The organism is Tenacibaculum sp. E3R01, from assembly GCF_003318185.1.
In the GTDB taxonomy this organism is placed as follows: domain Bacteria; phylum Bacteroidota; class Bacteroidia; order Flavobacteriales; family Flavobacteriaceae; genus Polaribacter; species Polaribacter halocynthiae.
Genome location: NZ_QOCC01000019.1, coordinates 39,619 through 54,526 on the forward strand (window position 1 = coordinate 39,619; position 14,908 = coordinate 54,526).

Genomic DNA, 14,908 nt, shown 5'->3' on the forward strand with positions numbered 1-14,908 from the left:
AAGAAGATTAAAGGTTCTATTGATTTAAAATAAAACACAAATAAAAAGCTCTTACTTTCGTAAGAGCTTTGTTGGCCTACAAGGACTCGAACCTTGAATATTGGTACCAAAAACCAGTGTGTTACCATTACACCATAGGCCAATTGCTTATTGCGGGTGCAAATATAAAACAGAAATTTATTTTGACAAAATAAATTTTACTTTTTTCTTTTAACAGAACTTTATTCTGAAAAAATAAATCAAAATTATATTTTTGCTATACTTAAAACACACTAGTTATTAGTACATTCGCAACAACTTATTAAAAATTATATGAACGATTTTAACTACAAAAAATGGAATACTATTTTAGGATGGGCTTCATTTGCCGTGGCGTTAATAACCTATACCCTAACTCTTGAACCTACAGTAAGCTCTTGGGATTGTGGTGAATACATTTCAACAGCCGTAAAATTAGAAGTTGGTCATCCACCTGGTGCACCATTATTTCAAATGCTAGGGGCATTTTTTGCTATGTTCAGTAATGACCCAAGTCAATGGGCAAAAATGGTTAACTTCATGTCTGGTTTAGCTAGTGCTTTCACCATATTATTCATGTTTTGGACAATTACCAATTTGGCAAAGAAAATGGTAATTAAAAACGGTAATTTTAACAAAAACGAAGCGATTGCTGTTTTAGGTAGTGGATTAGTAGGTGCTTTAGCCTATACTTTCTCTGATAGTTTTTGGTTTAGTGCTGTAGAAGGAGAAGTTTACGCAATGTCATCTTTTTTAATGGCTTTATTATTCTGGTTAGGTTTAAAATGGGAAGAAGCAATCCACTTACCTAGGGGTAATAAATGGTTAGTTATCATAAGTTTTGTGGTTGGGTTATCATTTGGAGTTCATATTTTATCTTTATTGGTTATCCCTTCTATTGTAATGTTATACTTCTTTAAAACTTATAAAAACATTACTATAAAAACGACTGCAATTGCTACTGTAATTTCAATATTGGTTTTAGCTTTTGTTTTTAAATTTTTATTCCCTTTCACATTAAAATTCTTTAGTGTTTCTGAGCTGTTTTTTATAAACCAAATAGGATTACCTTATAATTCTGGAACTATCATTGCTGGTGTTATTTTAATAGGTTTGTTTTATTTCGGATTAAACTATACTCGTAAAAAGAATTTAATTACAGGAAATACATTAATACTATCTGTTTTATTTATCATGATTGGTTTTTCATCATGGTTAATGTTACCTATACGTGCTAATGCTGATACTGTTATTAATGAAAACAACCCATCAAGTGCTCGTGAACTTTTAGCTTATTACAATCGTGAACAATATGGTGATGCTAATGTTTTTTATGATAAATATTATTCTATAACTTATAACAGAGAACAAGACGCTAGTCAGCCTTTTAAAGATGACAAACCAAAATATGAGAAAAGAAATGGTAAATATGAAATTGTAAATAAATACAAAAACGTAATACCTAACTATTCTGATAAACATAAAGGTTTTATCCCTAGAATGGTTGACCCAGGTTCTGAAAAACATTATAAAAGAATTGCTGGTATTCCAGCTCGTAGTAAAAGAAGACCAACATTCCTTGAAAATATAAAATTCATGGTAGATTACCAGTTTGGTTATATGTATGGGCGTTATTTTATGTGGAATTTTGTTGGACGTCAAAACGATATTCAAGGTCATTTAGATTTTGAAAATGGTAACTGGCTAAGTGGTATTAATTTTATTGATGAAATGCGACTTGGATCTCAACAAAATCTCCCTGAAGTAATTAAAAATAATAAAGGTAGGAACACTTACTTTTTTCTACCTCTTATATTAGGTTTTATAGGGTTACTTTATCAAATAAACAAAGACAAGAAAAACTTATATGCCTTAACTTTATTTTTTGTTTTTACTGGTTTTGCAATTATATTTTACACAAACCCTAAACCTTTTGAACCTCGTGAACGTGATTACGCGGTAGTAGGTTCTTTTTACGTATTTGCTATCTGGATTGGTTTCGGTGTACTTGCATTATATGATTACTTTAAAAAGTATGCAAACAAACAAACTGTAGCAATTGCTGTTTCTGTAGTTTCATTATTAGCAGTTCCTGTATTAATGGGTGCTCAAAACTGGGATGATCATGATAGAGGAGATCGTTTTGTAGCACAATTAAATGCACAGACATATTTAGAAAGTTGTGATCCAAATGCAATTATTTTTACTATTGGTGATAATGATACATTCCCTTTATGGTACATGCAACAAGTAGAAGGTATTCGTCCAGATATAAAGATTGTTAATACTAGTCTTTTTCAAACAGATTGGTACATTGACCAAATGAAAAAGAAAACATACGATGCTGATCCTATTCCTTCAACATTAACACATGATCAATACAAATATGGAACTTTAGATTTAGCGTACCATATTCCGCATCCTAGATTTAAAGACTCTATTATGTCTATAAAAAACTTTATGCGTTGGATTGAAAGTGACAATAAAGTTACTTATTATATTGATGAAGAAAATAATGTAAAAGAAAAGTTTTACCCAACTAATAGAATTCGTATTCCAGTAAATAAAGAAAATGTATTAAAAACTGGTTTAGTTGCACAAAAAGACGCTACTAAAATAGTAGACTACATTGATATTACTATTGACAGACAAGGCATTGCTAAAAACCGAATTTTAATGCTTGACATCTTAAATAACTTTGACTGGAAACGTCCAATTTATTTCACTGGAGGTGCAAATGCTGATGAAGAATATATTTGGTTGAAAGATTATTTACAATTAGATGGTATGTCTTATAAGCTAGTACCTATAAAGACTTCTAACAAAGGAAAATCTATGTTTGATATGGGAAGAATTGATCCTGAAAAGATGTATGCTAATGTAAAAAAATGGGACTGGAAGACTATTAATAATGGAAAAATATACTTAGACGAACAAAGTAAGCGAAATGCTATATCATTACGTAATAACTTAATGCGTTTATCAGAAGAATTTTTAAAATTAAACGATTCAGTTAATGCCAAGGATGTTTTAGATTTATCTCTTTATAAAATGCCTATTAAAGATTTTGGCCATTATAGTATTTCTCTTGGATATCCTGAATTATATTACAAAATAGGTGATAAAGATAAAGCACGTGAAACTGCTGAAACATTAATAGATATTTTTCAACAAAATCTTATTTATTACACTACCTTTAAAGGTGCTGATGAAAAATTAGTTTTTGAAAATATTGATACTAATTTATATATGTACCAGAATATAGTGCGACAAATTACTCAATACGATTTAGATAAAGATTTTACTGACAAGATTTTTAAAGCCTATATTGATCATGCAAAATTATTTAAGCATTTAATGGGTGATGAACAAGATTCTTTACCTGAAGAATTAGACTCTATTAAACCTTAGTGCATTGAAATTTTACACAATTAAAACACCACGTATAATCAAGAAATTATTTTCAAGATATACGTGGTGTTTTTCTTCTACTAAAAAAGAGATTTATTTAACTTTTGATGACGGACCTATTCCAGTAGTAACTGAATTTGTGTTAGATCAACTAAAAATACACAATGCTAAAGCCACTTTTTTTTGCATTGGTGACAATATTAAAAAGCACCCTATTGTATTTAATCAAATTTTAGAAGAAGGTCATACCATAGGAAATCACACTTTTAATCATTTAAATGGCTGGAAACACTCCTTAAAAAATTACATAAACAATGCAAAGAAAGCTGAGGGAATTATTCAGAAATATAGTAAAGAAAAAGTTACCACAAAGCTTTTTCGCCCACCGTATGGTAAAATAAAACGTTCACAAGCTACTGAACTTATAAATAAGGGGTATAAAATTATAATGTGGGATGTTCTTTCAGCAGATTTTGACAAAAATATATCTAAAGAGGAATGTTTTGAAAATGTTATAAAAAACACCAATAATGGAAGCATAATTGTTTTTCACGACAGTATAAAAGCTAAAGAAAAGCTTTACTATGCATTACCAAAAATTCTTGAAGAATATACTAAGAAAGGATACCTTTTTAAAGCTATTCCTTAAACGTATTGTTGAACTAAACCTATAAGCGTATTTGCATCTTGCTCTCCAGTTTGGCGCCACTTCATTTCTCCATTTTTATAGATCATAAATGTTGGATTTCCCTTTACACGAAGTGCATCTGCTAAAATCTCATTTTTTCTAATGTCTATTTTTATAACTTTTGCTCTATCACCTAAAGCAGCAGCAACATCACGAAGTGTGTCTATACTTGGCTCAAACTCACTCCAATCAGCATAAAAATCAATTAACACAGGTTTATTAACACTTATGATTTCACCAAATTTTGTCATATAACATAATTTTTTTCTGTAAATCGCCTAAAAGTACTAATTTTTTAGCACTAAAATCTTAAATTAAGATTAAAAACGCTAAAAGCTAGGCTTTTTTCAACTCTATAACAGTTATTTCAGGCCAAATACCAACTCTACCAGGAAAAGCATGATATCCAAAACCTCTATTCACATTAACATATCTACCAAATTCTTCATATAATCCAGCCCACTGTTTGTACACATATTGAGACGGACTCCATTTAAAAAAACCAGGGATTTCAATTCCAAATTGCAACCCATGAGTATGACCACTTAATGTTAACTGATAATTAAAATCATCTTTTTTTACTTTGTATTCCCAATGACTTGGATCATGACTCATTAAAACTTTAAAATCCTCTTTATCAACTCCTACAGACGCCTTTTTTAAATCTCCAGCTTGGTTAAAACCTTTACCCCAGTTTTCAACTCCAACTAGTGCTATTTTTTGTCCTTCTTTTTCTATATATCTATGCTCATTTAGCAATAAATCAAACCCTATTTTTGGATGAATATTTTTAATTGCTTCAAAATTCTCTTTTTTATCTTCTTTATTTTTCCACTTTGAATAATCACCATAATCATGATTTCCTAAAATTGAATATTTTCCCATTGGAGCTTTAAGTTGAGAAAAAACAGGAATCCAATCATCCATTTCATGTGCAAAATTATTTACTATATCACCTGTAAATAAAATAACATCTGACTGTTGTTTATTAACTAAATCAACGGCATATTCAATTTTTTCTTTATTATCAAAACTTCCAGAATGAATATCTGTTATTTGTGTTATTGTAAAACCATCAAAAGCTTCAGGTAAATCATCAAAACTTAATTCATATTTTAATACCTTATAATTATATTTTCCTTTAAAAATCCCATACAATAAACTTGCAAAAGGAATTGCAGCCAAACCCAATGCCAATTGAGCTATAAACTTTCTTCTACCTCCTAATACTTTTGTTTCTTCAGATGAAAAATAAGAAATCCCCTTTTTTATCAACCTTACTATATCTTCTCCTAACATAAAAAGAATCATTATCAATTTTGGTAATAAAATTAACAACAAAAAACCTACTGCCCATTGAAATTGGCGAGTTTGCCCTGAGCTTCTGTCTGTAGAAAAAATTACATAAAAAAAATTAATATATGCTAAGGCACCTACAAATAACCATACATACCTGATCATTTTATTTTTAGTTAGCATTTTAATTGCTTGAAAAGCATAAGCTTCAAAAACAATAATTATTAAAGAAGCAATAATTAAGAAGGAAATCCTACGAGGCATATATCTAATTTTAGAAGAATGTAAAGATAGTGGTAAAACTAAAAATCAATTTTTAACATCTTGTTAAAGTTTCGTAGCTTTACTGCTTAGTTAAATGTGACATTTACTTTAGATTTATTTCTAAACAATTAAGATATTTCAATAGCTTTTATATAACAACATGGCAAATAGAAAACGACTTTTTTTACTGGATGCATACGCTTTAATTTTTAGAGGATATTATGCTTTTATCAAAAACCCAAGGATAAATTCAAAAGGGCTGGACACTTCAGCAGTTTTAGGCTTTACAAATTCTCTTTTAGATGTAATAAAAAGAGAGAAACCTGACTATTTAGCCGTTTGTTTTGATAAAGGAGGAAGTGTTGATAGAGTAGAAGCTTTTCCTGAATACAAAGCCAACAGACAAGAAACGCCTGAAGCAATAAAAATAGCAGTTCCTTATATTGAAAAAATATTAGAAGCCATGAACATCCCTGCTATTGTAAAAACAGGATATGAAGCTGATGATATTATAGGAACTCTTGCCAAAAAAGCTGAAAAAGCTGGTTTAGAAACTTACATGGTTACGCCAGATAAGGATTTTGCACAACTTGTTTCTGAACATATTTTCATGTACAAACCACCTAGAATGGGAAATGGATATGAAAAATGGGGAATTGAAGAAGTTAAAGACAAATTTGGAGTTGAACACCCTGAACAAGTTATTGATTATTTAGGAATGATGGGGGATGCAGTTGACAACATTCCTGGATTACCTGGAGTTGGAGATAAAACAGCAAAAAAATTCCTTGCGGCTTATGGTAGTATGGAAGGCTTATTTGAAAATATTGATCAGCTAAAGGGTAAAATGAAAGAAAAGGTAGAAGCTAATCAAGAATTAGGCTTACTTTCAAAACAACTAGCTACTATTATGCTAGATGTTCCTGTTGATTTAGAAGAGGATAAACTTATTTTTGAGCAACCTAATTTTGAAAAAACTACAGAAATATTTAGTGAATTGGAGTTTAGAAGATTAGTTGAAAACTTAAAAAAAACTTATAATATTTCTGTCGAGACGAAAAGTCAAACAGAAACCACCACTACAAAAACTACACAAACAACTGATAATCAACAATTCAATTTATTTGCTACACCTGGAAGTGGAACAGTTTCTGAAGAAAACAATATTAACGGATTTAAAACGATTGAAAACACTAACCATCTTTATCAATTAGTAAATACTCCGTTAAGCAGAAAATTATTACTTAAAAAACTTGAACAACAAACTTCAGTGTGTTTTGATACTGAAACTACTGGTTTAAAATCTTTAGAAGTAGAATTAATTGGTATTTCTTTTTCTTGGGAAGTTGGAAAAGGATATTATATAACTTTTCCAGAAAACCAGGAAGAAACTCAAACTATTATTGAAGAGTTTTTACCTTTCTTTGAAAACGAAAAAATCGAGAAAATTGGTCATAATTTAAAATATGATATTAAAGTTTTATCAAATTATAACATTCCAGTAAAAGGAAAATTGTTTGATACTATGATTGCACATTATTTGATAAATCCAGATATGCGTCATAATATGGATATACTTTCTGAAACCTATTTAAATTACCAACCAGTTTCTATTACTGAGTTAATTGGTAAAAAAGGAAAAAACCAACTTTCTATGCGTCAAGTTGAACTTTCAAAGCAAAGTGAATATGCTGTAGAAGATGCTGATATTACTTTACAACTTAAAAAGCATTTTACTAAAGAATTAGAAAGTGGCAACGTAATAAAGTTATTTAATGATGTTGAAACCCCTTTAGTTTCCGTTTTAACCGCCATGGAAATTGAAGGTATTAATTTAAATATTGATTTTTTAAATTCTTTATCAACTGAGTTAACAAATGACATTCAAGAATTAGAAAAACGAATTTTTGAACAAGCTGGTGAAGAGTTCAATATTGGTTCTCCAAAACAACTAGGAATTGTTTTATTTGAAAACATGAAACTAGTTGACAAACCTAAAAAAACTAAAACTGGTCAATATTCAACAGCTGAAGATGTATTATCAAACTTAGCTAAAGACCATAAAATAATAGAAGACATTTTATTATATCGTCAATATAAAAAACTACAAAGCACTTATGTTGATGCATTACCAAATGAAGTTAATCCGAAAACAAAAAGGGTTCATACAGTATACGCACAAGCAGTGGCAGCTACAGGAAGACTAAGTTCTAACAATCCTAACTTACAAAATATTCCAATTAGAACTAAAAGAGGACAAGAAGTACGTAAAGCTTTTATTCCAAAAGATAAAAACCATGTATTATTAGCTGCTGATTATAGTCAAATAGAGTTACGTATTATTGCTGCTTTAAGCGAAGAGGAAACAATGATTAAAGCTTTTAAAGATGGTGAAGACATTCATGCTTCAACTGCTTCAAAAGTATTTAATATACCTATAGAAGAGGTAACTCGAGAACAACGTAGTAATGCGAAAACAGTAAATTTTGGAATTATCTATGGTGTTTCTGCATTTGGATTAAGTAATCAAACATCTTTAAGTAGAAAAGAAGCTAAATCTTTAATTGATGCTTACTATGAAACGTATCCTAAATTACGTAATTATATTTCTAAGCAAGTAGATTTTGCTCGTGAACATGGATATGTAGAAACTATTTTAGAAAGAAGACGTTACTTAAAGGACATAAATTCTCGTAATGCCATTGTACGTGGTGCTGCTGAACGAAATGCCGTAAATGCACCTATTCAAGGTAGTGCAGCTGACATTATTAAACTAGCAATGATTAATATCCACAACCGTTTTAAGCAAGAGAACTTTACTTCTAAAATGTTACTTCAAGTGCATGATGAACTAGTTTTTGATGCTCATAAAGATGAATTAGAGGTCATAAAACCTATAATAAAGGAAGAAATGGAGAATGCTTTTAAATTATCTGTTCCTTTAGATGTTGAAATTGGTATTGGAGATAATTGGTTAGAAGCTCATTAAAGTAATTTATTTATTTGATTTTTAAGTTCAGGGAGAATGTTTTTTTCAAACCAAGGATTTTTAGTTAACCAGAAACGATTTCTAGGAGATGGATGTGGTAATACAAAATAATTTGGAAGATATTTTTGATAATTACTAACTGTATTGGTTAACGTTTTTTCAGCTTTATCTTTTAAATAATATTTTTGAGCATACATTCCTATTAATAATACTAGCTCTACATTTGGCATTTTATTTAACAATAATTTATGCCATTGTGGAGCACATTCTTTTCTAGGCGGTAAATCTCCCGTTTTTCCTTTACCAGGATAACAAAATCCCATAGGAATGATTCCAAAATTATCTACATTATAAAATTGATCATTAGTAACGTCTAACCATTTTCTGAGTTGTTTTCCACTAGCATCGTCCCAAGGGATACCAGAAGCATGAACTCTGGTTCCAGGTGCTTGCCCAATAATTAATATTTTAGATTTCTCATTTGCAAAAACTACTGGCCTAGGTGTAATATAATTTTTACAAATATCACAACCTCTAACCTCTTCTAGTAATTCATTCATTTTATAAAACTAACAAAAAAAACACTCGCTTTATCTTAAAACGAGTGTTTTCTATTCAAAAAAATTTTGCTTAATGATTTATAGCATATCCAGCGCCCTTGCCAAATTCTGCTAATACCAATAACATGTTTTTTAAAATTTTTTGAATCCCCTTAAGTAATCTTTTTTTCATTGTTAGTTAATTTATTAATTTTTCCCATGGTAAATATAAATCATAACCAACTGACAATCAAGAGTGTTTTCCCCCTTTATGATTTAGTTTAAAAAACATATAAGTATTATAAAATAAAATTATGCAAGAAATTGAATAAATAAAACACTTTAAATTAAGTAAATAAAAAAACACTCGCTTTATCTTAAAACGAGTGTCTCTTCTTCAAAATATCTTTATTATTTAGTGGTTTATAGCGTATCCAGCTCCTTTGCCAAATTCTCTTAAAACCAATAATAAGTTTTTAATAAAGTTTTGAATCCCCTTAAGTAATGTTTTTTTCATTGTAATGTTTATTAATTAATTTCCCTATTGCAAAAATAAAACATAAACACCTGATTATCAATATAATCAGGTGTTTTCTAATATTAAATTAAAAAAAATGTATAAATGGTATAGAATTAATTATAATTGGTTTTGGAATACTTATAAATAGTTCTAATAAATTATTATAAAATGGTTAAAAAATCATTAAAAGCAACATAATATGGTTGGTTTTTAAACACTGGCAAGTCAACACTTTCAGCATTTGCTATTCCTATACCTGCATACCATATTTTCGCATTTTGCTTTTTTGCATGCTCTTTAAATGTTTCCATCCATAAAACATCGTAGTCCTCTGGGTTTTGTATATTTTGAGTTACGTTTACTAATACAAAGATTGTTGGCTCTCCTTTTTTAAACAATACAAATTGAGGATGTTTTTTTAAAGTGCTATTAATTGCAACAAATTCATACCCTTTTTCTTGTAGTTTTTTCCCTACAATATTCATCCCTAAATTGTGCAATTCTTGCTCGGTAAGTCTTTGCATTTTTATTTTTTCTTATTGCGCTTATTGTAATTCTTATCCCCTCTCGTTTTAGGTTTCTTATATTTTTTTACTATTTCCCTTCTATAAGACCCACCTAAATTGACTTTCTTATTTTTTTCCTTCTTTTCATGAAAAGCAGGACCTGGAACATACTCTTGTGAGGTTCTATTTTTTGACTGATCTCTATCTTCACTTGGTCTTTCTTCTTCAGTTAATTCTTTAGATATTACTACTTGTTCAGGAATTTCAACTAGTGGTATTTTATAATCCATCAGTTCTTCTATCGCTAACTTTACCTTTTGTTCATTTTCAGTTGCAAATAAAATAGACTTCCCTTTACGCTCAGCACGACCTGTACGACCAATTCTATGCATATAGTTTTCAGGGTATTGAGTTGGATTAAAATTAATTACATGAGTAATCTCATTTAAATCTAACCCTCTAGCTATCACATCAGTAGCGATTAAAATCCTATGATTTCCATTATTAAATTCTTCAATTGATCGTAAACGGTAATTTTGAGTTTTATTAGAGTGTATTACACAAGATTGATTTGGAAATTCATCTTCAACTAAATTAAATATCCTGTCAGCATTCCTCTTATTTGGAGCAAAAATTAACACTTTACCAAATTCATTTTTATCGAATAGTAACTCCAACAATAAATTAATTTTAGTATAAAAATTAGGTACATTATAAGCTACTTGCTCTATATTATCTAGAGGTGTTCCACTTACTGCAATTGCTATTTTTTTAGGCCCAACAAAGTAATCGTCTATTAACGCTTCAACATCTTCAGTCATTGTTGCTGAAAACATTACATTTTGACGTCTTACTGGCAATAATTCAAAAATATTCAACAATTGAAAACGAAAACCTAAATCTAACATTACATCTACTTCATCTATAACTACTTTTTGAATAGATTTTAGTTTCAACACTCTGCTTATTGCCAAATCATATAAACGACCTGGTGTTGCAACTATAATATCAGTTCCTTGTAAAACTGCTTCTTTATGACGATTTAAATTTACACCACCATAAACTCCTAAAACACGTAAGTTTATATACTTTGCTAGCTTTTCAATTTCATCTACCACCTGAACTACTAATTCTCTTGTAGGTACTAACACTAATATCCTAGGATGCTGTTGTTTAGAGAACTTTAAATCCCTTAAAATAGGTAACATGTAGGCAAATGTTTTTCCTGTACCTGTTTGCGCAATACCTACTACATCTTTACCTGAACGAACAACCGAAAAAGCTTGTTCTTGTATTGGTGTTGGGTTGATAAATCCTAAGTCTTCAATGGAATTTCTTAGTGGATTTGATAAATCTAAATCTTGAAAAGAGATCATTTATAGAAAATTTTGACAAAGGTACGGTTTCTATATTTAGAAAAGGAAATCTCTAGTATGTATACCTATACAATATGAAGAGCATTTATGAATGAAATTCTTGAAAAGATTTTTTTACAAGAATGACATTTATATAATTTTGGTAGAAATAAAGTTTTTTGAAGTGTAGTTCTTTTAACCTTTTTAATCAATTTAGAGTTGCATTTAGGACATTCCATGATGGTTTTGTTTATGAAGTTGGGTAGCCTCATAAATATAACTAAAAAAGAACTTTAATAGAAGGGGGTTTTTCCTGTTTTTATAAAAAATGAGCCTAAATATTTTGATTACTAATTTGCTTATTTACTTTAGTTTTATATGGAACGATAGATTTTCCAAAAAAAGGAAAATAAAAAAACACTGTAGCACAACTAAAACATTTTAATTTTTTGCTGTTTGGCAAAATAATTTTTTGAAAGACACTTCTCTTTTTACGATTAACTATTATTGATTGGCAGTTTGGACAATTCATTATTATTATTTTTTCAAAAGTATTACTTTAACTAATATTCCAAATCACCCAAAATGGGTGATTTTAATCTTCTGCTAAGATTCTAAAAAATCACATAGAATATCCACAAAACTTTCCGAACGACATTAAATAGCTTCTAAATGTAAAAAACCAACGCATAAGCGTCGGTTTTTAATAGCTTTAATTTTATTTTAATGTAAATCTACCCATGATGATTTTCCAAACTTTACTTTCATCCATAAATCCCCTGGAAATGCAAGATTAACAGTAAAAGCTGTACCTCCGGCATATGTAGCAAATGGGTAATACGCACAAGTAGTATTTACAAAAACAGTGTATTGCTGACCAGATACTACATTTATTGCATTAGATAGTACAATTTCTTGTTCTCCAGCTCCTACTGTATATGATTGTGTATGTATTGGAGTACCCGTTACAGTATTACCACTATATATTTTTAATGTCCCTCCGGTTACTGCTGCCTGGAAGTTCAAAACTAATTTTGTGAAATTGCCAGTTTCTGTAGCTGTAAATGATTGTCCCGAAAAAGTTAAATTTCCTATAAATGTATTATGATTAATAAATAGTTCAGATTCTGGAAACCCTTGATATCCTTGAAACTTACCTGTTTCTTTATTAAAAATAATCAATCCAGGGTTTTTAGCTAATGCATCTCTTTCAGCAGTAGTTAAACGAGGTAAAAGAAGACCTCCTGTTGTTGAGTTGATCTCTACTGCTGCTCCTGAAGTTACGGTTGAAGTTCCAACACCTAATTTACTCAGATTAGTAATTGTTTTTGTGCCTGCATCACTACTTTTAGTTAGCACCTCAGCAAGAGAAGGTGTAGCCGGAGCACTCCATGAAGATGAAGTACCATCAGTAGTTAAAACTTTTCCTGAATTTCCAGATTGGGTTGGCAATTCAGAGTACTTACTTAAATCTACTGTAGTTGCTAAACTATTATTAGTAATTTTTAAATTATTATCAACTAATGATAAATCTTGAATTTCATTAGTTATACTACCATCAACTTCTGTTTGTAAATACCCATTGTTGTTTGCAAAGGCATCTACTTGTGATTCCGTTAATTGTGTATTAGTATTGTCTAAAAATTTACTTAAATCTATTGTTACTGCAGATTCATTGTTAGTAATCTTTAATTTATTTCCAACTAATGATAAATCTTGTATTTCATTCGTTACACTACCATCAACTTCTGTTTTTAAATACCCATTATTATTTGCAAAAACATCTACTTGTGACTCTGTTAATTGTGTATTTGTATTATCTAAATATTTACTTAAATCTATTGTTGTAGCTGTTCCATTTTTAGTAATTTTTAATTTATTCCCAATAAGCGACAAATCTTGTATCTCATTAGTTACACTACCATCAACTTCTGTTTTTAAATACCCATTATTATCTACAAAAGCATCTACTTGTGATTCCGTTAATTGCGTATCTGTATTATCAAGATACCTACTTAAATCTATTGTTGTAGCTGTTCCATTTTTGGTGATTTTTAACTTATTTCCAACTAACGATAAATCTTGGATTTCATTAGTTACACTTCCATCAACTTCTGTCTTTAAGTACCCATTATTATCTACAAAAGCATCTACTTGTGTTTCCGTTAATTGCGTATCTGTATTATCTAGATACCCACTTAAATCTATTGTTGTAGCTGTTCCATTTTTAGTGATTTTCAACTTATTTCCAACTAACGATAAATCTTGGATTTCATTAGTTATACTTCCATCAACTTCAGTTTTCAAATACCCATTATTATCTACAAAAGAATCTACTTCTGCTTCACTTAACTGTGTATTTGTATCAATTGTATGCTTTAAATCTGATATTTGACTTTCTTTAATAGTACCTGAGAAATTACTAGCAGTTTTGGCATGCAAGGCATAAGGAACACTCATTAATTGACTAGTACCTGTAATCTTATAATTCGTTCCTCCTACTGGATCTATTTCAGTTTTAATAAAAAAAGTATCACTAGACCAATCTATAGAATTAAACTTGCCTGTCACATTTATACCTTTTCCTATTTCTAAGCTAATTAAACCATTTTTATTAGTAGAAGGTGTTTGTGTTTCTGAATATACAGCAGAACCGTTAATACTACCTTTTAATATACTTATTTGTACACCTATTGATTGCTCTTTGATTAATGCATTAGTTGCATCTCTTATTACTGCTTGGTAACTTATTAGATCTGGAGTTTGCCCAAATACACTACTTGTAATTATTATTGCTATTAATAAGGAGAAAAATTTCTTCATGTATTTAGTTTTTAATTATTTTAAATATCTTCATTAATCTATTTTTTTCATATACACTTAATAAATAAGCACCTGTTGGTAAATTCAACATACTAATCACTGTTTTATTAGTTTCAAAATCTTCTTGCTGTATGAATTTTCCTTGGATATCATAAAGTTGATAACTTAAATTTTCATTTATATAATTCCCAACGCTAAGAGTAAGATTTTCAATAGTCGGGTTTGGAAATGCTTTTAATTGCAGCTTAACCTCCTCTAAATCGGTTCCTAAAACTGTCGATATTTCAAAAGGTTGTTGTACTCCCTCAGTTATAGAACCGTTTACATTTGAATATGTTTGATAAGCAAAGCTTCCAATCGTATAACTTAAGCTTCCATTACTACTCTTAACACTACCTCCAGAACTAATAATTGCTTGTTGTGCTTTTAATCCACTAATCATTAGTAAAAAAAACAGCATGTTTAATTTTTGTTTAGACCACATTTATGTTTTAATTAA

Annotated in this window: 10 protein-coding genes and 1 tRNA gene; 3 read left to right on the top strand and 8 right to left on the bottom strand. The window is 29.5% G+C overall.

Annotation, left to right across the window (positions count from 1 at the left end; all coding sequences use genetic code 11):
• Positions 1-71: 71 nt before the first annotated feature.
• Positions 72-142, bottom strand: a tRNA-Gln gene (locus DS884_RS05330).
• Positions 143-312: 170 nt separating this feature from the next.
• Between DS884_RS05330 and DS884_RS05335 the strand changes: the two genes are divergently transcribed.
• Both DS884_RS05335 and DS884_RS05340 read left to right on the top strand, forming a co-directional pair.
• Positions 313-3,429, top strand: coding sequence for a DUF2723 domain-containing protein (locus DS884_RS05335; protein ID WP_093869877.1), 3,117 nt, complete (start codon positions 313-315; stop codon positions 3,427-3,429).
• Between the two features lie 4 nt (positions 3,430-3,433).
• Positions 3,434-4,078 carry a polysaccharide deacetylase family protein gene (locus DS884_RS05340; RefSeq protein ID WP_113786050.1) on the top strand — a complete coding sequence of 215 codons (645 nt, stop codon included), beginning with the start codon at positions 3,434-3,436 and terminating at the stop codon, positions 4,076-4,078.
• Here DS884_RS05340 and DS884_RS05345 read toward each other — a convergent pair.
• Positions 4,075-4,368, bottom strand: coding sequence for a thioredoxin family protein (locus tag DS884_RS05345; protein ID WP_093869875.1), 294 nt, complete (start codon positions 4,366-4,368; stop codon positions 4,075-4,077). The two genes, DS884_RS05340 and DS884_RS05345, sit on opposite strands and share 4 nt — an antisense overlap.
• A gap of 85 nt (positions 4,369-4,453) precedes the next feature.
• Positions 4,454-5,677 (bottom strand): metallophosphoesterase, encoded by a 1,224-nt coding sequence (locus tag DS884_RS05350; protein WP_113786051.1) that lies wholly within the window; start codon positions 5,675-5,677, stop codon positions 4,454-4,456.
• Between the two features lie 160 nt (positions 5,678-5,837).
• Between DS884_RS05350 and polA the strand changes: the two genes are divergently transcribed.
• The gene (polA, locus tag DS884_RS05355; protein WP_113786052.1) at positions 5,838-8,666 is read left to right on the top strand and encodes a DNA polymerase I; all 2,829 of its coding nucleotides are present in this window, start codon (positions 5,838-5,840) and stop codon (positions 8,664-8,666) included.
• Here polA and DS884_RS05360 read toward each other — a convergent pair.
• From DS884_RS05360 to DS884_RS05380, 5 genes are all read right to left on the bottom strand, one after another.
• The gene (locus DS884_RS05360; protein WP_093869872.1) at positions 8,663-9,226 is read right to left on the bottom strand and encodes a uracil-DNA glycosylase family protein; all 564 of its coding nucleotides are present in this window, start codon (positions 9,224-9,226) and stop codon (positions 8,663-8,665) included. The two genes, polA and DS884_RS05360, sit on opposite strands and share 4 nt — an antisense overlap.
• A 660-nt stretch (positions 9,227-9,886) precedes the next feature.
• Positions 9,887-10,249 carry a Na(+)-translocating NADH-quinone reductase subunit F gene (locus tag DS884_RS05365; RefSeq protein WP_093869871.1) on the bottom strand — a complete coding sequence of 121 codons (363 nt, stop codon included), beginning with the start codon at positions 10,247-10,249 and terminating at the stop codon, positions 9,887-9,889.
• Between the two features lie 2 nt (positions 10,250-10,251).
• Positions 10,252-11,607 (bottom strand): DEAD/DEAH box helicase, encoded by a 1,356-nt coding sequence (locus DS884_RS05370; protein WP_176974366.1) that lies wholly within the window; start codon positions 11,605-11,607, stop codon positions 10,252-10,254.
• A 702-nt stretch (positions 11,608-12,309) separates the two neighbouring features.
• Entirely contained in the window at positions 12,310-14,409 is a 2,100-nt protein-coding gene (locus DS884_RS05375) for a hypothetical protein (RefSeq protein WP_113786053.1), read from the bottom strand.
• Between the two features lie 4 nt (positions 14,410-14,413).
• A complete protein-coding gene (locus DS884_RS05380) occupies positions 14,414-14,893 on the bottom strand; it encodes a T9SS type A sorting domain-containing protein (RefSeq protein ID WP_113786054.1) in 480 nt (159 codons plus the stop codon).
• Between the last annotated feature and the right edge of the window lie 15 nt (positions 14,894-14,908).

Coding starts and splice junctions, on each gene's coding strand:
- DS884_RS05335 (WP_093869877.1), top strand. CDS start 313: ATGAACGATTTTAACTACAAAAAATGGAATACTATTTTAGGATGGGCT.
- DS884_RS05350 (WP_113786051.1), bottom strand. CDS start 5,677: ATGCCTCGTAGGATTTCCTTCTTAATTATTGCTTCTTTAATAATTATT.
- polA (WP_113786052.1), top strand. CDS start 5,838: ATGGCAAATAGAAAACGACTTTTTTTACTGGATGCATACGCTTTAATT.
- DS884_RS05365 (WP_093869871.1), bottom strand. CDS start 10,249: ATGCAAAGACTTACCGAGCAAGAATTGCACAATTTAGGGATGAATATT.
- DS884_RS05370 (WP_176974366.1), bottom strand. CDS start 11,607: ATGATCTCTTTTCAAGATTTAGATTTATCAAATCCACTAAGAAATTCC.
- DS884_RS05375 (WP_113786053.1), bottom strand. CDS start 14,409: ATGAAGAAATTTTTCTCCTTATTAATAGCAATAATAATTACAAGTAGT.
- DS884_RS05380 (WP_113786054.1), bottom strand. CDS start 14,893: ATGTGGTCTAAACAAAAATTAAACATGCTGTTTTTTTTACTAATGATT.
- DS884_RS05360 (WP_093869872.1), bottom strand. CDS start 9,226: ATGAATGAATTACTAGAAGAGGTTAGAGGTTGTGATATTTGTAAAAAT.
- DS884_RS05345 (WP_093869875.1), bottom strand. CDS start 4,368: ATGACAAAATTTGGTGAAATCATAAGTGTTAATAAACCTGTGTTAATT.